The sequence below is a fragment of the Lysinibacillus sp. UBA6686 genome (assembly GCF_002455205.1).
In the GTDB taxonomy this organism is placed as follows: Bacteria; Bacillota; Bacilli; order Bacillales_A; family Planococcaceae; genus Lysinibacillus; species Lysinibacillus pakistanensis.
Window position 1 is genome coordinate 1 of sequence record NZ_DKJS01000039.1, and the last position, 21877, is coordinate 21877.

The following is a 21877-nucleotide window of genomic DNA, read 5'->3' on the forward strand; positions in this document are numbered from 1 at the left end:
TTTAGTTTTTCAACACTATGACTAGTGTTATCACTAGTTTGCTATTTTTGTATAAATGACCACCTATTGCTCACCGAAAGGATAACAGAATTTCTTATTTGAAAGCCTTCATGTATTCTAACTTTCTGCGAGAAAGGAGCACTTTTTTGAGAAGTGTCAAAATAGAGAATGTCTCTAAGCAATTTGGTCAGGTGCATGGTGTAAAAAATTTAAGTCTTGATATTAAAGCTGGGGAATTTTTTACATTTCTTGGTCCGAGTGGCTGTGGTAAAACAACCACGTTGAGAATGATTGCCGGCTTCTACTACCCAACAGCGGGAAAAATTCTATTTGATGATCAGGATGTGACTCGGCTTCAGCCCAATAAACGGAATATCGGTATGGTGTTTCAAAACTATGCTCTATTTCCCCATATGACAGTTGATGAAAATATAGCCTTTGGTTTACAGGTTAGAAAACTTACCAAAAGTGAAATTAAACAAAAGGTCGATCGAATTCGAGGGCTTGTTCATCTAGAACCCTATGGAAACCGAAAAATCAATGAGCTATCAGGCGGGCAACAGCAAAGGGTCGCGTTGGCAAGAGCTCTTGTGATTGAGCCTGATATTTTACTACTTGACGAGCCTTTATCGAATTTAGATGCAAAATTGCGTGAGGAAACTAGAATTGAAATAAAACGAATTCAAAGCGAGCTTGGTGTTACAACTATCTATGTGACGCATGATCAAATGGAAGCCATGGCCATGTCTGATCGCATTATGGTGATGGAAAATGGCTATATCAAGCAGATTGGTACCCCTCAGGAAGTTTATCATCGCCCTTTAAGCTGCTTCGTTGCTAATTTTATCGGTGAAACAAACCTAATCGAAGCAACCATTGATGCTATTGATGACGAGCATATACAAGCAAAAACAGCAAATGGACTTGTTCTCACTGGGCGAAAGCACCAAAGCTCTCTAACTTCATCGCATATGATTGGAGACAAAGTGTTTATCTCTATTCGTCCAGAATCGATTCGTCTTGATAAAGGTGACAATACATTGACTGGTAAAATTTCTTTTGTTGAATTTACTGGAATTAGCGTGAATTATATTGTCGATTTTCATGAATTTTCGTTAAAGGTTATGATTGTTAATTCAAGCGGTTCATTAAAAAAGATTGGTGAGGATATTACGTTAAATATTCCGTACGATGCAATGTATTTTTTAGGGGAATAGGAGGGAATAACATGAACAAAACGCCCATCAACTCTCCTAAAGAAAATATATGGTCACGAATTACGTATTCTAATGGGTTTGTATATATCCTCATTGCGCCATTATTTTTAGTATTGTTTGCCTATGTGGTTTATCCCTTTTATCAAACTTTTTTACAGAGTTTTTCAGGTGATGATCCATTTTTCTCCTATAAAAAATTTTTTGATCTGGCTAGCCCCGCCAATTTAGAAGCATTATGGACTAGTCTATATATTTCAGTCATCAGTGTTATATGCTGTGCAATTGTCGGTGTGACAATGGCATTTTTACTGGAACGTTATGATTTTCCTGGAAGACGGCTGCTATCAATTTTAGTATTAGTACCGATGGCTCTTCCACCGTTAGTAGGTGTGTTGTCCTTTACATTTTTATATGGAGAAAGCGGTATCTTTCCACGCGCCTTCCAGCATTTATTTGGATTGGATCATGTACCCTTTTCGTTAAAGGGAATCTGGGGAGTTATCGTTGTCCATACGTTCACGATGTATACCTATTTCTATCTGACTGCCTCTGCAGCTATAAAGGGACTGGATCCAGCTTTAGAGGAAGCAGCTACGAGCCTTGGCGCTGGACGTATCCGTATATGGACAAAGGTTATATTACCTATGCTGACCCCCTCAATAGTGGCATCTTCATTGTTAGTATTTATGATATCTATGGCATCCTACACGGCACCATTAATGTTCGGTGTAGAGCGTACAATGACAATGCAAATTTATTTATCCCGTACGAATGGCAATTTAGATATGGCAGCGACACAATCAATGATTTTATCCTTTGTGTCTATCTCCTTTTTGTTGCTAATGCGTTGGTATCAAAATCGCCGAAACTATCAAAATCTAAGCAAAGGCGTCAGTATCCATCGATCAGAAGTATCTTCAAAGGGAATGAAAATAGCCGCCTCAGCTGCTTCGTTCATTGGCACCTTAATTTTGATTTTACCCATATTCGTGCTTATATTAATTTCATTTTCCGTGGATGGTGCATGGAAAACGCAAATTCTCCCAACTGAATACACAATGAGTCATTATGTAGCACTGTTTACAGATGAACGCACATGGCGACCCATTTGGAATTCTATACAGATGGGTGTTGTTGCTACGATTGGTAATATAATTTTTGGGGTTGCAGCTGCTTACGCTATGATACGATTAAACTTCAAAGGTAAAACATTACTTGATATACTAATTATGGTACCATGGGCATTACCAGGGACTGTTGTTGCAGTTAACTTAATTGCAGCCTTTAGTACCGAAAACGTCTTTGCTTTTAATCAGGTACTTATTGGGACGTTCTGGATTTTGCCATTAGCTTACTTTATTAGACATTTACCGCTTGTCTTTCGCTCGACATCCGCTTCACTTGTGCAATTAGATCAGTCTATTGAAGAAGCATCACGAGGCCTAGGTGCCACTTGGTGGTATACGTTTAGACGAATCGTAGTACCGCTTACCTTTACTGGAATTCTTGCAGGAACATTATTAGCGCTTGTCCAAAGCATTGGTGAGTTTGTAGCATCCATTCTTATTTACAGTACATCAACTATTCCATTGTCCGTCGCTATATTCCAAAAACTATATTCATTTAAATTTGGAACTGCCTGTGCTTATGGTGTTTTACAAATTTGTTTAATTTTAATTGTACTGATTATTTCTGAGAAGTTATCTAAGGGCAGTGCTGGCTCGGCCATCTAACTGCTCATCTACTAGGAGGCAATGAACATGTTTGAAGATTTCCGCAACAAAACACAGCAAGAAGATGGGATGATTTTCCCTTCTAATATTTATCGCAAAATTGTCTTACAACCGGCCTATGATGAAGCAAAGAAAAACTTTTTATCAATCATGCTACAAATTAATATTGCACACTTGAAAATGCTAGAAGAACAAGGACTCATTAAAAAAGAAGAGGCAAAACAAATTGGTGTCGCACTTAAAAAGCTAGATTTAAACTACTATCGCTTAGAGGATTACAGCCCAAGATATGAGGATTTATTCTTCCGTATCGAAAATAAATTGATAGAATTGGCTGGTGATGTTGCCGGAAATCTTCACATTGGCAGAAGTCGTAATGACATGGGTATTGCCATTTATCGCATGACATTAAGAAAGAAATTATTATTGCTTATGCGTGAATTATTAACATTACGTGATGATTTAATCGCAGCGGCAGAGGAGCATGTTGATACTATTATGATTGGCTATACCCATACTCAACAGGCACAGCCAACAACCTTTGCGCATTATTTGAAGGCTGTTATCGATCAGTTAGAACGGGATTTCGAACGTTTGCAGCATGTCTACAAAACAGTTAACCGCAGCAGTATGGGGGCAGCAGCACTAACAACGACAGGCTTCAAAATTAGTCGAGAGCGTATGCGTGATTTATTGGCATTCGATGAGATTATCGAAAATGCCTGGGATGCGGTCGCAGGTGCAGATTATATTGCTGAGGCAGCAAGCATTGTACAGCTTGCAGCGCTTAATCTTGGTCGTACATCACAGGACTTTTTACTGTGGGCTACGCAGGAATTCAATGCCTTTACACTAGCAAGTCCATATGTACAAATTAGCTCCATCATGCCACAAAAACGTAACCCTGTTTCAATTGAGCATACTCGTTCATTACTCTCAGCGGTTGTTGGGGATGCTAGTACAGTATTACAAATGGTACATAATACACCGTTTGGAGATATCGTAGACACAGAAGATGATATGCAACCCTATTTATGGCGTGCTATTGATCGTTTACTAGGTATTTACAAACTATTTGGTTCACTTGTTGTGACAATGAATGTGAACAAGAAAAAATTAAGAAATCGAGCAGAAAATAGCTTTGCCAACGTAACAGAGCTTGCTGATACCCTGGTACGATCTGAGGGGATATCCTTCCGTCAGTCACATAGTATTGTCAGCAAATGCATAAAAGTACTGCTTGCTCACGGTGAGGAATCTTTAGCAAGCCTTTCATGGGGATTAGCGAATACACAATCTAAGCTAATTACTGGTAAACCGTTAAATATTTCTGAAGAGGATTTTTATAATACTTTAAAGCCAGAAACTTTTGTAGGTGTTCGTACATTGCCTGGTGGCCCAGCACCAGAAACGATGAAGGCATCGCTTGAAAAATCTAAGGTAAAAGCTCAAGATCTTTATGCCTGGATTCATGCAAAGGAGACAAAAATCATTGAGGCAGAAAAACAATTAACTGTATTTTTAGAGGACTGGAATCAATGACGAAATGGCTCCTTATTGTTGACGGTGGTGCTACTAAAACGGCTTGTGCAGTCGTACATGCCGAATCTGGTGAAATTAAATATTCAAATTCCACAAAGGGCTCCAACTATCAAGCCATTGGTACTGAATCAGCTACAGCAGTATTACAATCCTTACTAGCAAATGTATATGATTTTTTACAAAAACAAGAGGATTCAAAAATTGAGGTAGCTACCTTTGCATTGTCTGGGATTGATTCCCCTAAAGATCATGAAATTGTATCAGCTATTGTTCAACAGGCCATCTCCTCTACTTCATTGCAAGTCGATACACTTATTATTGAAAATGATGCACAAGCTACTTTACTAGGGGTCACTGCTGATCAAGCAGGTGCTTTACTTATTGCAGGCACGGGTGCCATTGCGTATGCCTTTGATGGCTCTAAAATTGCACGCGCTGGTGGTTGGGGACATCGCGCAGGGGATGAAGGTAGCGGCTATTGGCTAGGACAAGAAGTAATTCGTGCTATTTTCAAGATGGAGGACGGACGCGGGGAACCAACCATCCTAAAAAATGCAGTCTATCATTATTTACGCATTCAAGATGTTACGGAACTAGCTGCATGGCTGTTCAATCCATCTTATACAAATGCACAGCTCGCAAAAATGGGCGCATTTTTGGCAGATGCAGTAACTAAAAAGGATTCTTGCGCCATTCAAATATCCATGCAAGCTGCCCATGAATTAGTGCTTTTAGCTTGTGCTGTATTGAAAAAAATAGGCTACAATGGTGGCACATTTAACCTTTATTGCAACGGTGGTGCTATTAAGCATAACCCAATTATTTTTAAAACCTTCTCTCAGGAAATGAAATCCATGTATCCACAAATTGAGGTTTCCTTATGCCAACATCAGCCTATTTATTACCTTATAGAACGTACAAAAAGAGCCTATGACAATTTATAATGTCATAGGCCTTTTATATACTTGATTTAGAGCGCCATTTTTTTCAATCCATCTGTTGTAAAATATAAATAGCCGTCTTTTACAAATAGATCCTTCGTATCCTCTCTATTAAGAATCTGTTCCCCACTTCCGTCAGGACGAATTTTTGTTAAATACGCGCCATGCGAATAATTGCTAAAGTAGAGCCAGCCATCTGCATACACGATATATTGTGCTCGAGAGTTTGAAATACGCATTGACTGACCTGTTCTCAAATCAAGCATATATAGTTTATTATCATCAGTAACATCACTATAAAAAATTTGCTGCCCTACCTGAGCCGGAAAGTCTATATTATGAAAATAGTTATATTTAGTACTCGTCGCTTTAGGATAGTCTTCAGCAATCCATGTATGATCTTTTGCCATCGTTCGATCATCCACTAAAAAGTATTGATACCGCACCGCTCCTTTACGATCAGGGACTGGGTCATTCCATGTTGTGTCAAGATGATACCATTGGCCGTCCAGCTTGACTAAATTCCAAGCATGTCCTTCCTGTCCAACATAGCCCACTATATATTTTGTTTCTATACCTAGCTTTTGGAGCATCGAATGTGCTAACAATGCATATCCTTGACAAACCCCCCCATGCTCAGCCAGTACAGTATATGCGCTATGTGGGCTTGAAGAAGTTTGATCGGTATAAGCTGTGTTAGCAACGATAAAGTCATTAACAGCCCTTACCTTCTCTATATCATTTAAAGATTTTTGTTGAATAGAAGCAACTATGTCTTGAATATTTGTTTCCACATATGCTGCTTGATCTGGTGTCATCAAATAGCTTTGTTTACCATAAATTGTGGCTGTTTTTCTACCATATTCAAACCGGATTGAGTGTTTGCTAATATGTCCATATACATAGTCATCTCGTTTTATAGCATTGTCATAGGCTTCTTCCACAATCTGTTCAATTCGTTGTGTACTCCCTTTATATTGAATCTCAAACGTTGGTGAAAAACTACTGTAGTAGGCATACATTGCATCAGCCATTTCCTTTGCATTTGTTACTACTAATTTTGCGTCAGGCTTCGGAGCAGTAGGAGCTGTCACAGCAACCCTTGCTTCTGGTTCCTCTTCTAGAGGTGTGGCTGTTTCAATAGAGGTATTCTCTGACAATTTGGCAGTGACATCTACAATTTTTTCCTTTGTTGAGAGCAGCATTGTTTCAATTTCATCATTATTTGCCCAAGTAATTACTTGTTGGACAACTGCTTTTCCAGTCGTATAAATTGGGTCAATAAATATAACGATTATTACGATAATGGCTAATTTTTTCCACAAAATCCTCACCTCCAACCGTCTTCCTCTTTTTATTATATACAAAAAAGCACAAAGAACTCACTTGAGAGCTCCTTTGTGCTTACATTTTATTTACAGATACTTAATTTTAAGAGGTTCTATTTTTTACGTTTTTTAGAATCCTAGTTTATTTTAAGTTTTTGTTCTTTTTTATTCATATTGTAAACTAAATGATTATCACTAATTCTTAAATCTGAAACGGATTGCTTTACTAGCACTTCCATTTTTAATGTCTTTAGATTTAGTTTCGTTAAGTAACCGCTATTACTGAAGTCACTGAAGTACAAAAAGTCGTCCGCACCAGTAATGTAGAGGGCACGCTTATCAATAATTTTAGTCTTCTTACCACTTGCTAAATCAAGCTTATACAATTTATCATTATCTGCTGTATTGCTAAAGTATAATGTGTTCTTATCTTGATAAGCATAATGAACATTTTGCATATAACTATATGTTGTACTTGTTGCAGCAGGATAATCTGACGTTATCCAAGTATGATCTTTTTTAAGCTGTGCATCTGTTACTAAAAAATAATCGTATGAAGAAACACCTACACGATTTGGTAATGGATCATTCCATGTTGTATCTAAATGATACCATTTGCCATCGACCTTCACTAAATTCCATGCATGGTCCTCATTGCCGTTAACAAAGCCAACAACATATTTCGATTCGATCCCTACTTGCTCCAGCATTTTATAAGCCGTTAGCGTATAACCTTGACAAACAGCCTGCCCTTCCATTAGCAGCGCATATGCACTATGAGGACTAGCCTTTGTCTTTGTACCATACTCACTATTTGATACAATATAATCATTAATGGCCTTTACTTTTTCAAATTCTGTCATAGAAGGCTTAATAATTGTTTTTAATACTTGATCAATCTTTTTTTGTACAGCTACTTCTTGTGTTTGGTTTGTGAAATATTTGACTTTAAACGTCACATTACCAGATGAATCCGCAGATATAGCGGTACTTTCCAAATGACCACTCGCATAGACGGCTTGCTTCTGAGCCTTTTCATAGGCATCCATAAATTTATCTTTAAAATTAGTCATTGGACCACTATATGTAATTTTAATTTCTGGTGTGAAATTATTTAATTGCTTGACGATTTCTGCTGTAAATTGATCCCAAGTCGTTACTTTAGAATTAGCTACTGCATTATAAGCAATCACTGGGGAAGTATTTTCTGGATGAGTATTTGTATTTTGAGCAAGAGCTGCTGTTGGACTTAACATCAATAAAGCTGCTCCACCTATCAGCCATTTTTTCATAACAATCACCTTCCGATTTATGGTAATCTTCTTAATAATTAGCATAACAGAAAAAGTAACTATAAATCTATCGTACAAGTTCACTAACTATGACTTTTAACTAATAAAACCATAAAATTACATAGGTTAAAATCCCTAATTTTTCTAAATTAGCACCGAAATAAACTATATTTTTGCAAAAATAAAAACCCACCTAAATTAGTGAGTTTAGTGGGTATTTTTTCCATGGTTTTAACGACTTTTTACTACTAAATTAACGGCTTCCTGAATAGCTTCATTCATTTTCTCGCCATCCCCTTCAGCATTTTGTACACATTCTAAAAGATTTGTACTTACAATCACCCCTACTGTACGATCTACTGCTGAACGTACTGCAGACAATTGGGTAATGACTGCCTTACAGTCCTTTTCTTCCTCCATCATTTTCAAAATACCACGTAGCTGGCCTTCCATACGTTTAACACGATTTTTTACTTGATCTGAATACTCCATCATCATTGCTCCTTTTTTCCATACTCGCTACGTTCTTGAGTAATTAATGTTATTTATTTATAAACTTATTGATTATTGTCCCTTGGTTTTAAATAATTCATAAGCATTTTAGTAATAATTGTTCCTGCATTGATAATTTCATCATATTGAATAATGGTATTTTTCTTTATACGTAACTGCCCAATCTCCACCTCAAAAATTGGACACTTTCTTTTAAGTGCTGCAACTAGCATATTTGTATCATAATCATAACGTGCTCCCTTTACTCGCAGCAACCATGGAAGTTCTTTTATAGAGATATATCTTAGACCAGTCTGAGTATCCATTAGCTTTTTATGGTAAAGAAGCTCAAAAAACAAGCTTGTTGCACGATTTCCCCAGTAGGACAAAAGGGTACTGTCTGATGAATGAAAATTACGTACTCCTAGCACAATCCCTTCTGAGAATACCTTTGTCATCGTTAATACTAATTTTACATCTTGCACTGTATGTTGATTGTGAGCACCGACAGTTATTACACCTTGAAATTGACTTTTTTGAGACCATATATAAGAAAATGCTGTTTTCAGTGCGCCGCCCTTTCCAATATTTTTATCATGCTCTAACACTCGACAGCAATTAATGCTCTTCAACTCTTCGAAAATATTTGCATATTTATCATCGCTACCATCATTAACAATAATAATTTGTGAAATCGTTGTTGTTAAAAGCTGATGTACATATGTTATTAATGAAGATTGTGGATTAAATGCTGGAATAACGGCTGCAATATTTTTCATTATTTCTATCCTCCGGACGGCATTAAAATGAAACGTTGGCAGATGCACTTTTTAACAATTCTTTTTGAAATTCTCCCTTATATCACATAGTATCATGTAACGATGACAATTCAACTGATGAATCCCATTAAACATATCAATAATATAGATATTTTCCCGATATATGAAAAAAGAGGATGAAAGAGGTGAGGACAATCGTCAGGCAAGAGGAAATCCTACAAGATCAATGTAAGAAAGTAAGAGCGTTATCCTTCCTAAATTTAGCTGAAAATTTACAGGGTGCAAATGCATTCGCTATTTCGAAGCCAGCTCTATCCCTACATAAATCACTTCTCGTACTAGAGGAAATTTTATATGAAATTTATAAGTTAGAAATGCATGTAGAACCTAGGCTAAAAAACATACATTCTTTACTTAATCAACGTGATTTTGTTGCTAAAATACATCCACGCCGTATCTATTTACTAATGAACCTTGTGAATAAAATGGCCTCCAGTCAAAGCAATGAGGTTGTCGAGGCAAAGGCTGCGAAAATTGTTCTTGATTATTTAAGTGATATTGTAGAGTGGTTTCTTAAACGCTACGATCGAAGCTTCAAGGCCAAATTACCAAGTAAAAGCTCTAATTTTGAAGATTTAACATCCATTTTAAATGGCAATATACTACATCAAGAGCATCTGTCAGTAGAGGCCTATAAAAATTCAGCAGACTGGTTCGAGATGACAGCAAAACAGGGCAATCCAAGCGCCCAATATAATTTAGGGGTGCTTTATAATCACGGTCGCGGTGTAAAAAAAGATTATACTCTAGCAAGAAAATGGTATGAGAGGGCTGCGGAGCAAAAAGATGTAAATGCTTTATATAGTTTAGGAGTACTTTATCATTTAGGACAGGGTGTCTCGCAGGATTATGAGAAAGCAGCTCACTACTACAAAGAGGCTGCGAATTTAGGAAATGCTGATGCTCAGTATAATTTAGGCGTACTTTTTAATCAAGGACTAGGTGTACCTGTAGATTTTTTTGAGGCAGCAAAATGGTATATTTCTGCAGCCAATCAAGGCAATACAAGTGCTCAAAATAACCTTGGATTTCTTTATCATAACGGAACAGGTGTAGAGCAAAGCTATGAAGAGGCGATGACCTATTTTGAAATGGCCGCCTTAGCAGGTGATGCAAGTGCCCAGTATAATCTCGGCTACATGTATCTAAAAGGTCGTGGTATCACACAAAAATTTGAAGAAGCTGCTAGATGGTTCCACATGGCAGCACTCCAAGACCATACGAATGCAGAATTTCAATTAGCAATGCTCTATAACACAGGTCAAGGTATTGCTCAGGACCAAGTAGAGGCTATTAAGTGGTTTAAGCTTGCGGCACATAGTGGGCATACAAATGCTCAATATTGTCTCGGTCTGCTGTATCAAAAGGAAAAAGATATAGCTTTAGCTGAAAAATGGTTGCAGCTCGCTGCTAGTCATGGACATATAAGTGCAGGCTTCGAACTTGGGCGTATGTATGTATATCAGCTTGAGCAGTCTGACAAAGCCTTACCTTATTTTAAAAAAGCCGCAGAAAAAGGCTATGCTGATGCCCAGTACGAGCTTGGATTATTATATGTAAATGAAGCTGGTGGCACATTAAATTATAAGGAGGCTGCGAAATGGTGGAGAGCAGCCACAGATCAGTCTCATATTAATGCAGAGTACCAATTGGGACTTTTATATGAACAGGGCATAGGAATTGAACAAAATTTAGAAGAGGCACGGCGCTGTTATCGGCTAGCAGCCATTCAAGGGCATGCAGGTGCTCAATATCAGCTTGGAAATTTATTTGATAAAGGAAAAGGTGTCGAACAGGATTATACAGAGGCTGCGAAATGGATTGAACAGGCTGCAGCACAGGGGCATGCTAAAGCACGATATCAATTAGCTCAAATGCATTGTCATGGACAGGGTGTCCCTAAGGATTTTGTAAAGGCCGCTCAACTTTATCGTCTAGCTGCTAATCAAGGCCATCAAAAGGCCCAATTTCAGCTAGGTATGCTGTATAAAAAAGGGCTGGGTGTTGCTCAAGATTATAATGAGGCAACAAAATGGCTAAAGATGTCTCTCGAAAATATAAAAGAATAGCCACTAAAACGGGGATACCGTGTCACCTGCTAACCTAACTGTGACACGGTATTCGCCTTACATTTTCATTTCTTCTTTTTGTTGAATCATAAATGTTACAACGATAAATAATGCAAAGCTTATTAACAAGGTTGTCCCACCTACAATAAAGAAAATTAATGTAAATGTACTGCTAAAATTGAATGGGTTTAAATTGTAAAACCACATCCCTAACGTTAAGCCAAAAACACCTAAAATAGCTGTCCAGCCATGTATAACTACTAATTTTTGAGATTTCACTTTGAACGCACGGTAAAAAATTCCCCATGCGAACATACTTAACCAGCCTACTAGTAAAACGTGTGCATGTATTGGTCTAAATTGATAACTTCCTGAACCGGACATATGTGAACCCAAATACGTTCCAAACAACGCAAAAATTGCAGCAAGGCGTATTAAACGTAAACTCCATTTTTGTTCCATTCGATGATTCCCCCTAAGCTTTTTCAACTATCAGTAGTTTATTGGGGGAACATGAACTTTACATGAACTCCTTATTACAATTTTGGTAAACGGATAAAAACCTTTGTACCAGAATGAATAACACTTTCCATCTGAACTGAGCCTTCATGTAGCTCTACGATTTGTTTAACAATAGCTAGCCCAAGCCCAGTCCCTTGCTTTGTTCTTGAAGCATCTACTCGATAAAAACGATCAAATACTTGCTGTAATTGATCAGCAGTTATTCCTATACCACTATCCTCGATTAGTACTTCAACATAGGTCAATTGCTCCTGTAAATGAATATGAATTTCTCCGTTCTCGACATTATATTTAATAGCATTGGTCAACAAATTATCCCAAACATTTTGTAGCAGTCCTGCATCGCCGCAATAAATAAGGGGCACAAGCTGATAGGTTAATTGCATATTTGCCTCCTCAAGTTGCCAGCGATACTTGCTAACAGTCTCCCTCAATTGCTCATCTAAACGATAAGGTTCACGCTTTAATAATCTTGTAGATTGATCCAATGAAGTCAGCAAAAGTAACTGCTTCGTTAACGTAGAAAGGCGCTTTGTTTCCAGTTCAATAATCATTGTATATTCCTGCCGCTCCTGTTCTGTTAGCGAAGGATTCTTTAATAAATCTACATAACCTTGAATATTTAGCAATGGTGACTGAAAATCATGTGATACATTACTAATAAACTCCTTACGCATGCGATCATTTTCCTGTAATTTTTCTGTCATGACATTAAAGCTAATTGCCAGTTGTCCAATCTCATCTGCACGGTCAATATTCAATAACGTATCAAATTTTTCATGGGCTAGTTGATGGGTGGCCTCAGTTAACTTCGTGATGGGGCGAATTAATGCTTTAGCAAATAATAGCATGGCTAATAAGCTAAGGATCGTCATTACTAAAATAAGCCCCGCTAGTATCGTATGCACCTCAGAGAATAATAATCGAATATCAGGTCTTAAAAACAATGCATAATGCTTATTTTCAATTGTAAATGGTACACCTATCGTATTAATAAGCTCATTCGCAAAAAAGCCTGTTACAAATGTCTCTTTAGGAAATTCACGCATACCATGATAAATTTCCCCACCTATAACACGATCAACGACCTTAGATGACAGTGATTTATCACGGTATTCACCACCAAAAAATTGCCCTTCATCACCATCTGTAACATAGATTTGGTAGCCAATTCCGCCTAAAGTTGTGAAATATTTATCAAGGTCTTCAGGCTTTGCGGTCTCTATATAGCTCGCAATTTCCCGCGCAATATTCACATTTTTAGCATCATTTTTTTCCTTTACAACTTGATGATAATAAGTATTTGTCGCTAGAAAGCCTATACACAAGCTACCAATCATAACAAGCATCGTTGTGATTACAAATTTACTATATAATGTTTTCATCATGTAATAACCTCAAGCTTATAACCAACACCACGAACTGTTGTAATCTCAACATCTGTTATATAGTGGTGCAATCTCTCTCGAATGCGCTTCATATGCGTATTTAACGTTTGCTCATCACCTTCATAATCATAGCCCCACACTTGTGCCATAATGAAACTACGTGTAAATACCTGATTTGGACGTGAGGCGAGTAAAGCAAGTAGCTCAAATTCCTTTAATGGCAAAACTAATGTATCTTCTCCAATGACAACTTCAAAGCTTCGACGGTCAATGAGTAGCCTACCTACTTGGATAGTAATTTGATTTTTTTTATCTAATCTACGTAATATAGCCGCTACACGAAATAACAATTCCCTTGGTTCAAAAGGCTTCACAACATAGTCATCTGAGCCTGCTAAAAATCCTCGTTCCTTATCTTCAAGCTCTCCCTTTGCAGTTAACAGCAAGACAGGAATATCGTAATCTTGACTCAAGATCTCCGTCAGTGTAAAACCATCCATTCCGGGCATCATCACATCTACAATTGCTAAATCAGGTAAGCTCCCCTTAAGTAATTGTAGTGCCTGCTGTCCATTTTCAGCCTGTAAAACCTGATAGCCCTCTTTTGTAAGATATATATTCACAAGCTGCAAGATGTGCACATCGTCATCCACAACAAGAATTTTCATATAATTTGACCCTCCATTTTTCCTTACGCTCCTTAAAATTTATCATATGTTACTTTTTGGAGACAAAAAAACTCGCCTATTTTTTCAGGTGCATTGCAAAATATTTGCATTACATTCCTGCAATAGCGAGAGGTTTTTAGAGTGCAAAGATACAAATTAACAGCATAATAAGAAGTGGTAATCCAATAACAATATAGCCTCTTGGATTTGCAAGATTCATCGTCCAGCCTATGCCAAAGCGTTTCTCCACAAAAACAGAAGGGTCCTGCTTATTCATATAGATTAGTCCGCCTTTCCAAAAGCGGTCATCATCCAAATCCATTACTTTAGAATCGGAATTTTCCTCAAACTTCACACGCAACTGACGTTTTTTCCATGCATAAGCAAGTAGAGAGCCTAGAATAATTACTAAATAAAAAATAAATAAAGGTAATAGTTTACTGCCTTCAGCTATTGAAGGATAAATATTGCTAAGCTGTAGCACCGTGAATAGAATTGTTAGCGTATAGCTTATTAGCATAATACTCCAACTCATATATTTTCGACTTTTCAGTTGATCCTCCAACGATTCTTCCTTACGATTAACAGCTAATTTAATCGCTGAACGCTTTATAGAATCAACAACTCCCCACATCATACATTGCATCATTAGCATAATCAATGGTAAAGATAAGGCTGTAAAATACGATTTATTTCTCCAAGAATCTGCCTCACCTCTTGGCCCCCAATGAACAGCTATTTTATCTGGTATTTGTTCGTAATGTAGCAAAGTAAAGATGATTAAAAAAATTGTTACCCCTACAGGTGCTACATAAAATGGCCATGGCAGCATTTCATCTCTGCTACGTGCTGTTAAATCAACGGAACGCACTTGCTTAATATGCAAGCCCCATTGCTCTTGCTTTTTAAGTTTTAAAACTTTATGATGGTTCATCCAATATAGTGCCATACTCACCGCAAGCATAGCAAAAAAGCACCCTAGAAGTAAATTCCCTTGTATGAAGGTAGATTGTATAAAAGAAAAGCCTACAATCATAACTATTAAAAACACAATCCCAAATATGCCTACTATTTGCGCATAATGCTTTTTCATATTCCTTAGTGTAGGATGTTTTACATTCTGCTCTGGCACAGTAACACCAAAGATAATTGTTTCTCGTACAATATAGGGAATAAAAACTTGTAAAGCTAAATTTATGATGTAGATTGTGGTAAAAACACCAAGTAACATCTCTCTATACCCCTTCTACGGATATTTGCAAATCAGCGAATACCTTTTTCATCATGTGCTCGATCTGCTCTGCTGTTGCGCCAAGCACCATTCCTTCTGCCACAACAGGCTTTAAATTTTTTTCAATCTGCTGTAATTGTTTAGGTGTTAAGGCTCGCTCTTCAGCTGAACGAATAATAGCTCCTGATTTGGCTCTTATTGTGATAATTCCCTTCTCTTCTAGCTCATGATAGCTTTTATTGACTGTATGCATATTAACACCTAAATCAGCCGCTAAATTACGCACGGATGGCAAGGTGTCACCAGGCTTCATTTCTCCTCTTGCAATCCCTTCAATAATTTGACGTGTTACCTGTTCATAAATAGGAACGTCAGATTGAGGCTCAATTTGAATATACATTTCAATCATCTCCATATTTGTTATACAAATAATATAACAAATATTTGATTATTATGCATAAAGAAAAGCTATAGAGAGCTCTTAATCGTTTCTATAAATTTTTGTACAAGTATACTATGCCTTTCATTCTTTCTCGTACATATAGTAATTTTATGTTTAATATGAATATCCTTTACATAAACTCTTGCCAATTGACCGCTATCCACATACTCGCGAACTGCTAAGGATGAAATAAAATTTGCACCATAACCTGCCATAACGGAACGAATTGTTTCATTGATGCCATTGAATTGAAGAGCTATTTTTGGCGGTTTCACTTGATAGGTTTGACATAAAGAAAAAAGATGCTCCCTCATAGAGCTACCCTCCTCCCGCATTATAAAGGGTTCCTTCATCATATCAGCAAGTGCAATGCTTTGATTTGCATAGCGATGGGCAGGTGAAACAACAAACCATAATTCATCTTCAAAAAGCTCCTCCCATGCTATTTCCTCCGGCCTTTCTGAAATCCCACCACCATAAATGGCAATATCAGCTTTATAGTGAATTAGCTTTTCAAAGGCATCTTTCGTATTAGTTGTTGTAATGACTAAGTTCACATCTTCATGTGCTCCTTTAAAGGTAGCAGCCCACTTTGGAATTAGAAAGTTGGCTGGTAAGTAAGTTGCAACAATATGTATCGTACCAGCTTTTGCAAATAGAAAATCCTCAATAAATGATTCAATGTGCTCTTCAAGTGCAACAAGGTTTCTCGCCTTTTCTGCTAAGGCTTCTCCAAAATCAGTTAATATTACACCTCTTCCTTGCTGTTTGAATAATTGAACACCAATTTCATGCTCAAATTTTTTAATTTGACTTGAGATGGCTGGTTGACTAATACAGAGTAACTCTGCTGCCTTTGTGAAGCTACCAGTTGTAGCAACTTGATAAAATAACTTCAATGCATGAATATTCATGGTATCACCTCATACCCATAATCTAAAGTTATGGATTAATAATAATAATATATTTTTATTATGATTTATTCTAACATACACTTAACTTGCAAGCTTGCAAGAGAAAATGCAGAAATGGAGAAGATTTGATGACCAATTCAACTGTTTGGAATCATGTAGATGAGTATTTTTTGGAAAAGTTAATACCAGTAGATAGAAAACTTGAAGCTGTATTACAGGCAAATAAAGTAGCAGGTATTCCAGAAATCGATGTCTCACCAACTCAAGGCATGTTGTTATATTTATTGGCCAAGATGAAAGGTGCAAAGAATATTTTAGAAATCGGAACTCTTGGTGGATACAGTAGTTTATGGTTAGCACGCTCCCTTCCAAAAGGAGGAAAAATCTACACTCTTGAGATTAATCCAGAGTATGCTTCCCTAGCAAAGCAAAATATTAAAAATGCTGGTTATGAAAATAAAGTGGAAATAATTGTTGGTAATGCATTAGATACATTACCTACCCTGAAAAATGCAGCTCCAGCTTTCGATTTCATTTTTATCGATGCAGACAAGCCTAATAATCCAGACTATTTAAAATGGGCTATACAATTAGCTAACCCAGGAGCTGTAATTATCGCTGATAATGTAGTGCGCAATGGCGAAGTAATAGATGAAAAAAGTGAAGATGAACGGGTACAAGGTGTGCGACAATTTATGGATTTATTAAAAGAAGAAACACAGATTGAATCAACAGCTATACAAACGGTTGGTACTAAGGGGTACGATGGCTTTGTGCTAGCGATCGTTAAATAATAAAAAGAGATGTCTCATAAATTCTGAGACATCTCCCTGAAAGGATTCTTAACTGGTTCTCTAGACTGTTTTTAGTTTACCTTATTACGAAAAAGATGTCCTACAAGCCCCCCATCTAAGCTTGCAAGACATCTTACACCCCATTTAAATCTCTTTACTTTTATAAGTAGACCCCTTTTTATTACAAAAACGCGCTCATTTCGTTTAGGAAAGAACAGGGGAACAGACCCTGCTCATTCAATAGTGGAATTGGGTGGACTGCATTCGAGTTCAGTCCACAAATTATTTTAGGAAAGTTGGATATGTTCGTTTAGTAGATTGCTATTGATTAAGCTAATTTTTCATAACCTGGAAGTGTCAAGAATTCGGCAAATTCATCCTGCTCAATTAAAGATTTAAACAGCTCGGCAGCTTCATCATAGCGACCACTGTTATAGGCTTGTTCCCCAACAGCTTCTTTAATTTTCACAAGCTCTTCTTCCAAGATTTCTAGTACGAATGCCAATGTAATGCCACGACCATCATCTAAAATACCCTTAGGATGTCGAATCCATTGCCATACTTGTGTACGAGAGATTTCCGCAGTTGCAGCATCTTCCATCAAGTTATTAATAGGTGCAGCTCCGTTTCCTCGTAACCATGAGGCAATATATTGAACACCTACACTACAGTTTATACGAAGTCCATCAAGTGTAATTGTACCTTCTGGGACAGCTACTAAATCTTCAGCTATAACATTTACATCCTCACGTTTTTTATGGATTTGGTTCGGCGTTGTCATAATCGCATCAAACTGCTCCATCGCCGTAGCAACCATGCCTGGGTGTGCAACCCAAGTACCGTCATGGCCATCTGTTGCTTCACGACGCTTATCCTCAGCAACCTTTGCAAATGCTACAGCGTTCGCCTCATCATCACCTTTAACTGGAATTTGGGCTGCCATACCACCCATCGCTGGTGCATTACGTTTATGACATGTTTGAATACACAATGATGTATACGCCTTCATAAATGGTACTGTCATTGTTACTTGCCCACGGTCAGGTAAAATGACATCAGGCTGGTTACGTAGACGCTTGATATAGCTGAAAATGTAATCCCAACGACCACAATTTAAGCCAGCTGAATGCTCACGTAGTTCATATAAAATTTCATCCATTTCAAATGCAGCTAAAATGGTTTCAATTAGAACTGTAGCCTTAATTGTACCTTGAGGAATGCCAATATAATCTTGGGCAAACACAAAGACATCATTCCACAGTCGTGCCTCTAAATGGCTTTCAAGCTTTGGTAAATAGAAGTATGGACCCGTACCCTGTGCCAATGCATTTTTAGCATTGTGGAATAAATACAAGCCGAAGTCAAAGAAACTACCTGAAATCGGTTCTCCATCCACGAGGACATGCTTTTCAAGTAAATGAAGACCACGTGGACGAACTAATAACACTGCTGTTTGCTCGTTTAGTTTATACGTCTTTCCATTGGATGCTTGAGTAAATTCAATTGTTTTATTAATAGCATCACGCATATTAATTTGACCGCCGATCATGTTTTCCCATGTCGGGGATGATGCATCCTCAAAGCAAGCCATAAACATTTTTGCACCAGAGTTTAATGCATTGATAACCATTTTACGATCCACCGGTCCTGTAATTTCAACACGGCGATCTTGCAAATCGGCTGGAAGTGGTGCAATTGACCAATCTCCCTCACGAATATGCTTTGTTTCTGGTAAGAAATCAAGCTTCTCACCTGCATCAAGTCGCTTTTGACGTTCTTGACGTGCTGTTAGCAATTCTTTACGTCGAGCATCAAATTTTTCGTGCAGGGCAAGAACAAACTCAAGGGCTTCTGGTGTTAAGATTTCTTTTGTTTGCTCATTTTGTTCCCCAACAATTTTAAGCTTACCAGTTGTTGCTTGTTCCATTAGTAGTTTCCCCCACCTTTGTGAATTTAGTTGAGTCGTCCCCCGCCTTAGGAGGAGCGGAGGAGACTATCTATGATTATGAATTTAGGATATACGCGTAATTAATTTAGAATTAAACAAATTGTTCTGTTTCTGTAGAGCCAGCCATTGCTGTTGTTGAAGAAGTACCACCAGAAATAACTTGAGAAACTTCATCAAAGTAACCAGTACCAACCTCGCGTTGATGGCGTGTAGCTGTGTAACCTTTTGATTCAGAAGCGAATTCAGCTTGTTGTAACTTAGAGTAAGCAGCCATACCATTGTCTTTATAATCATGTGCAAGCTCAAACATAGAGTGGTTTAATGCATGGAAACCTGCTAATGTAACAAATTGGAATTTATAACCCAATTTACCAAGTTCGCGTTGATACTCAGCGATTTCTTCTTCTGAAAGGTTAGCCTTCCAGTTGAATGAAGGTGAGCAGTTATACGCAAGCATTTTACCTGGGAATTCAGCATGAATAGCTGCTGCAAATTCACGAGCTTCGTCAAGAGACGGCTTAGATGTTTCACACCAAATTAAATCTGCATATGGTGCATAAGCCAATCCACGTGCAATTGCTTGTTTAATACCTGGTTTTGTACGGAAGAAGCCTTCTGGTGTACGTTCACCCGTAATAAATTCAGCATCGCGTGGATCAATATCAGATGTTACCATATCTGCTGCATCTGCATCCGTACGTGCGATTAAAATTGTATCTACACCCATTACATCTGTTGCAAGACGAGCAGCAACTAAGTTACGAACAGCATTTTGTGTTGGAAGTAAAACTTTACCACCTAAGTGACCACATTTTTTCTCAGAAGCTAATTGATCCTCTAAGTGAACACCAGCAGCTCCTGCCTCAATCATTCCTTTTACAAGTTCAAATACATTTAGAGGACCACCAAAGCCAGCCTCAGCATCAGCTACGATTGGAGCAAACCAATCAAATTGATCTACACGTCCTTCAGCATGATCGATTTGATCAGCTCGTTGTAAAGCTTGGTTAATACGCTTTACTACTGCTGGTACAGAGTTCGCTGGATATAAAGATTGGTCAGGGTACATTTGACCAGAAAGGTTTGCATCAGCTGCTACTTGCCAGCCTGATAAGTAAATTGCTTGTAATCCTGCCTTTACTTGTTGTACAGCTTGATTACCAGTTAATGCACCTAATGCATTAATAAATGGTTCCTGATGTAGAGACTTCCAAAGTCGTGCAGCACCTTTAGTTGCTAAAGTTTGTTCAAGCACAACAGACCCCTGTAACTTTACAACCTCTTCAGCTGAATAAGAGCGCTCAATGCCTGCCCAACGTGGGTTCTCCGCCCATTCTTTTTCTAGTGCTTGAATTTTTTCTTGACGTGTTGACATATTGAAATTCCACCTTCCCCTTTGTATACAATTCACTCTGTTAAAAAACTTTTTAATTAACTGTTCCATAACAGGCTTATTTGTTGTAAATTAATATATAACAGAACATCTGAATTTTCATTATTTTTAGATAAAAGGCCAAATTTTAATGATAAAACCAGTTTTTTTAGCGACGAAATTTGGTAATCTGTTTACAAACAAGGGGGATATTCACAATGAATAATGAGTTTTTTTCTTCACCAAAAGATATTTCACAACAGTTTATTTCAATACTAAAGGACTGGATTCCAGCCTACTCTTCCATTGCAATTGCTGTCGAAAACTCCTATATCTATTTTCATTCTGGACATCAAAACATCAACTTGGAAGTGGGTCAACAAGTACAACCTGGAAGCATTGCAGAGCAGGTGATACGTACAAGAAAACGGACAGATGCAATATTAGATAATTCCCTATTTGAAACACCCTATTATGGTATAGGCTATCCAATACACATTTTAGATGCACCCGCAGCACTTGTTGTAGTATTGCCTTCAGCCTTTATAGAAAAGAAATTAGAGCCATTTCAATTCTTAACGGGCAAGCATGAGGAAGAATGGAATCCTGTAGCTATTGATAAGATATCTCATATTGAAAGTCTACAGAAGAAAACGTGGTTTTATGTGGACGGAGATCAATTCAAAACTAGTATCACGCTAAAGGAGCTACAGATGCGTCTACCCTCATTCTTTATTCGCATTCATAGATCCTATATTGTGAATATTCATTTCATAAAAAAAATGGCGCGTGATCTTACTTCCAATTTTATAATTACCCTAAAGGATGGAAGCGAACTGCCCGTTAGTCAATCTTATTTAAATAATCTTCGAGACGCTCTAGAGTTCTAATTCGAGCACATGTATCTACTTTTTTTGAAAGTTTGTTTGTATTGAAAAAAACTCTCTATTAGGTAGACAGATTTTATTTGTTATCTGCTTATCTAATAGAGAGTATATCAATTGAATAATTCAAAATTTATGTTTTTGTTTAAACTTTGTTGGAATTACACAATTTTATAAATTTTAATTATCCATATTTAATAAAAAAGAAAAAACCAGAGAAATAAACTCTGGTTTTACTATTGCCTAGCGACGTCCTACTCT

Annotated in this window: 19 protein-coding genes; 7 read left to right on the forward strand and 12 right to left on the reverse strand. The window is 37.5% G+C overall.

Annotation, left to right across the window (positions count from 1 at the left end; all coding sequences use genetic code 11):
- Nucleotides 1-146 precede the first annotated feature (146 nt).
- The 4 genes from B2R82_RS09930 to B2R82_RS09945 are packed head-to-tail and all read left to right on the forward strand — an operon-like array spanning nt 147 to nt 5436.
- Nucleotides 147-1217, forward strand: a complete 1071-nt coding sequence (locus tag B2R82_RS09930) for an ABC transporter ATP-binding protein (RefSeq protein WP_286924693.1) — start codon at nt 147-149, stop codon at nt 1215-1217.
- Between the two features lie 11 nt (nt 1218-1228).
- Nucleotides 1229-2950: an ABC transporter permease gene (locus tag B2R82_RS09935; protein WP_286924694.1), complete on the forward strand. Its 1722-nt coding sequence runs from the start codon at nt 1229-1231 to the stop codon at nt 2948-2950.
- Between the two features lie 27 nt (nt 2951-2977).
- Nucleotides 2978-4492, forward strand: a complete 1515-nt coding sequence (argH, locus tag B2R82_RS09940; protein ID WP_286924695.1) for an argininosuccinate lyase — start codon at nt 2978-2980, stop codon at nt 4490-4492.
- Nucleotides 4489-5436 carry an N-acetylglucosamine kinase gene (locus B2R82_RS09945; RefSeq protein ID WP_286924696.1) on the forward strand — a complete coding sequence of 316 codons (948 nt, stop codon included), beginning with the start codon at nt 4489-4491 and terminating at the stop codon, nt 5434-5436. Before argH ends, B2R82_RS09945 begins: the two co-directional genes overlap by 4 nt.
- Nucleotides 5437-5462: 26 nt before the next feature.
- Here B2R82_RS09945 and B2R82_RS09950 read toward each other — a convergent pair whose 3' ends face one another.
- From B2R82_RS09950 to B2R82_RS09965, 4 genes are all read right to left on the reverse strand, one after another.
- A complete protein-coding gene (locus B2R82_RS09950) occupies nt 5463-6758 on the reverse strand; it encodes a transglutaminase domain-containing protein (RefSeq protein ID WP_286924697.1) in 1296 nt (431 codons plus the stop codon).
- A gap of 140 nt (nt 6759-6898) precedes the next feature.
- A complete protein-coding gene (locus B2R82_RS09955) occupies nt 6899-8053 on the reverse strand; it encodes a transglutaminase domain-containing protein (RefSeq protein WP_286924698.1) in 1155 nt (384 codons plus the stop codon).
- A 231-nt stretch (nt 8054-8284) separates the two neighbouring features.
- Nucleotides 8285-8545, reverse strand: a complete 261-nt coding sequence (locus B2R82_RS09960) for a metal-sensitive transcriptional regulator (protein WP_004233098.1) — start codon at nt 8543-8545, stop codon at nt 8285-8287.
- Nucleotides 8546-8610: 65 nt separating this feature from the next.
- Nucleotides 8611-9324 carry a glycosyltransferase family 2 protein gene (locus tag B2R82_RS09965; protein WP_286924699.1) on the reverse strand — a complete coding sequence of 238 codons (714 nt, stop codon included), beginning with the start codon at nt 9322-9324 and terminating at the stop codon, nt 8611-8613.
- 185 nt (nt 9325-9509) lie between these two features.
- On the opposite strand from B2R82_RS09965, the gene B2R82_RS09970 reads away from it, so the two are divergent.
- Nucleotides 9510-11453 carry an SEL1-like repeat protein gene (locus B2R82_RS09970; RefSeq protein WP_286924700.1) on the forward strand — a complete coding sequence of 648 codons (1944 nt, stop codon included), beginning with the start codon at nt 9510-9512 and terminating at the stop codon, nt 11451-11453.
- 57 nt (nt 11454-11510) lie between these two features.
- On the opposite strand, the gene B2R82_RS09975 is transcribed toward B2R82_RS09970, so the two are convergent.
- From B2R82_RS09975 to B2R82_RS10000, 6 genes are all read right to left on the reverse strand, one after another.
- Nucleotides 11511-11915: a hypothetical protein gene (locus tag B2R82_RS09975; protein WP_286924701.1), complete on the reverse strand. Its 405-nt coding sequence runs from the start codon at nt 11913-11915 to the stop codon at nt 11511-11513.
- Between the two features lie 74 nt (nt 11916-11989).
- Nucleotides 11990-13363: a HAMP domain-containing sensor histidine kinase gene (locus B2R82_RS09980; RefSeq protein ID WP_376781264.1), complete on the reverse strand. Its 1374-nt coding sequence runs from the start codon at nt 13361-13363 to the stop codon at nt 11990-11992.
- Nucleotides 13360-14031, reverse strand: coding sequence for a response regulator transcription factor (locus B2R82_RS09985; RefSeq protein WP_286924702.1), 672 nt, complete (start codon nt 14029-14031; stop codon nt 13360-13362). Before B2R82_RS09985 ends, B2R82_RS09980 begins: the two co-directional genes overlap by 4 nt.
- Before the next feature lie 136 nt (nt 14032-14167).
- Complete coding sequence (locus tag B2R82_RS09990) at nt 14168-15262, reverse strand: DUF1648 domain-containing protein (RefSeq protein ID WP_286924703.1); 1095 nt, start codon at nt 15260-15262, stop codon at nt 14168-14170.
- Between the two features lie 4 nt (nt 15263-15266).
- Complete coding sequence (locus tag B2R82_RS09995; protein WP_283870289.1) at nt 15267-15662, reverse strand: GntR family transcriptional regulator; 396 nt, start codon at nt 15660-15662, stop codon at nt 15267-15269.
- Nucleotides 15663-15730: 68 nt separating this feature from the next.
- Complete coding sequence (locus B2R82_RS10000; RefSeq protein WP_286924704.1) at nt 15731-16618, reverse strand: LysR family transcriptional regulator; 888 nt, start codon at nt 16616-16618, stop codon at nt 15731-15733.
- A gap of 128 nt (nt 16619-16746) precedes the next feature.
- On the opposite strand from B2R82_RS10000, the gene B2R82_RS10005 reads away from it, so the two are divergent.
- Complete coding sequence (locus B2R82_RS10005) at nt 16747-17412, forward strand: O-methyltransferase (protein WP_286924705.1); 666 nt, start codon at nt 16747-16749, stop codon at nt 17410-17412.
- Between the two features lie 328 nt (nt 17413-17740).
- Here B2R82_RS10005 and aceB read toward each other — a convergent pair whose 3' ends face one another.
- Together aceB and aceA are read right to left on the reverse strand one after the other, a co-directional pair.
- On the reverse strand, nt 17741-19339 hold the full coding sequence (aceB, locus tag B2R82_RS10010; RefSeq protein ID WP_286924706.1) for a malate synthase A: 1599 nt from the start codon (nt 19337-19339) through the stop codon (nt 17741-17743).
- A gap of 112 nt (nt 19340-19451) precedes the next feature.
- Complete coding sequence (gene aceA / locus B2R82_RS10015) at nt 19452-20735, reverse strand: isocitrate lyase (RefSeq protein ID WP_286924707.1); 1284 nt, start codon at nt 20733-20735, stop codon at nt 19452-19454.
- 215 nt (nt 20736-20950) lie between these two features.
- Between aceA and B2R82_RS10020 the strand changes: the two genes are divergently transcribed.
- Entirely contained in the window at nt 20951-21622 is a 672-nt protein-coding gene (locus B2R82_RS10020; RefSeq protein ID WP_286924708.1) for a LytTR family DNA-binding domain-containing protein, read from the forward strand.
- Nucleotides 21623-21877 lie beyond the last annotated feature (255 nt).

Coding starts and splice junctions, on each gene's coding strand:
- aceB (WP_286924706.1), bottom strand. CDS start 19,339: ATGGAACAAGCAACAACTGGTAAGCTTAAAATTGTTGGGGAACAAAAT.
- B2R82_RS09955 (WP_286924698.1), bottom strand. CDS start 8,053: ATGAAAAAATGGCTGATAGGTGGAGCAGCTTTATTGATGTTAAGTCCA.
- B2R82_RS09960 (WP_004233098.1), bottom strand. CDS start 8,545: ATGGAGTATTCAGATCAAGTAAAAAATCGTGTTAAACGTATGGAAGGC.
- B2R82_RS10000 (WP_286924704.1), bottom strand. CDS start 16,618: ATGAATATTCATGCATTGAAGTTATTTTATCAAGTTGCTACAACTGGT.
- B2R82_RS10020 (WP_286924708.1), top strand. CDS start 20,951: ATGAATAATGAGTTTTTTTCTTCACCAAAAGATATTTCACAACAGTTT.
- aceA (WP_286924707.1), bottom strand. CDS start 20,735: ATGTCAACACGTCAAGAAAAAATTCAAGCACTAGAAAAAGAATGGGCG.
- B2R82_RS09975 (WP_286924701.1), bottom strand. CDS start 11,915: ATGGAACAAAAATGGAGTTTACGTTTAATACGCCTTGCTGCAATTTTT.
- B2R82_RS09980 (WP_376781264.1), bottom strand. CDS start 13,363: ATGATGAAAACATTATATAGTAAATTTGTAATCACAACGATGCTTGTT.
- B2R82_RS09935 (WP_286924694.1), top strand. CDS start 1,229: ATGAACAAAACGCCCATCAACTCTCCTAAAGAAAATATATGGTCACGA.
- B2R82_RS09995 (WP_283870289.1), bottom strand. CDS start 15,662: ATGTATATTCAAATTGAGCCTCAATCTGACGTTCCTATTTATGAACAG.
- B2R82_RS10005 (WP_286924705.1), top strand. CDS start 16,747: ATGACCAATTCAACTGTTTGGAATCATGTAGATGAGTATTTTTTGGAA.
- B2R82_RS09985 (WP_286924702.1), bottom strand. CDS start 14,031: ATGAAAATTCTTGTTGTGGATGACGATGTGCACATCTTGCAGCTTGTG.
- argH (WP_286924695.1), top strand. CDS start 2,978: ATGTTTGAAGATTTCCGCAACAAAACACAGCAAGAAGATGGGATGATT.
- B2R82_RS09945 (WP_286924696.1), top strand. CDS start 4,489: ATGACGAAATGGCTCCTTATTGTTGACGGTGGTGCTACTAAAACGGCT.
- B2R82_RS09965 (WP_286924699.1), bottom strand. CDS start 9,324: ATGAAAAATATTGCAGCCGTTATTCCAGCATTTAATCCACAATCTTCA.
- B2R82_RS09990 (WP_286924703.1), bottom strand. CDS start 15,262: ATGTTACTTGGTGTTTTTACCACAATCTACATCATAAATTTAGCTTTA.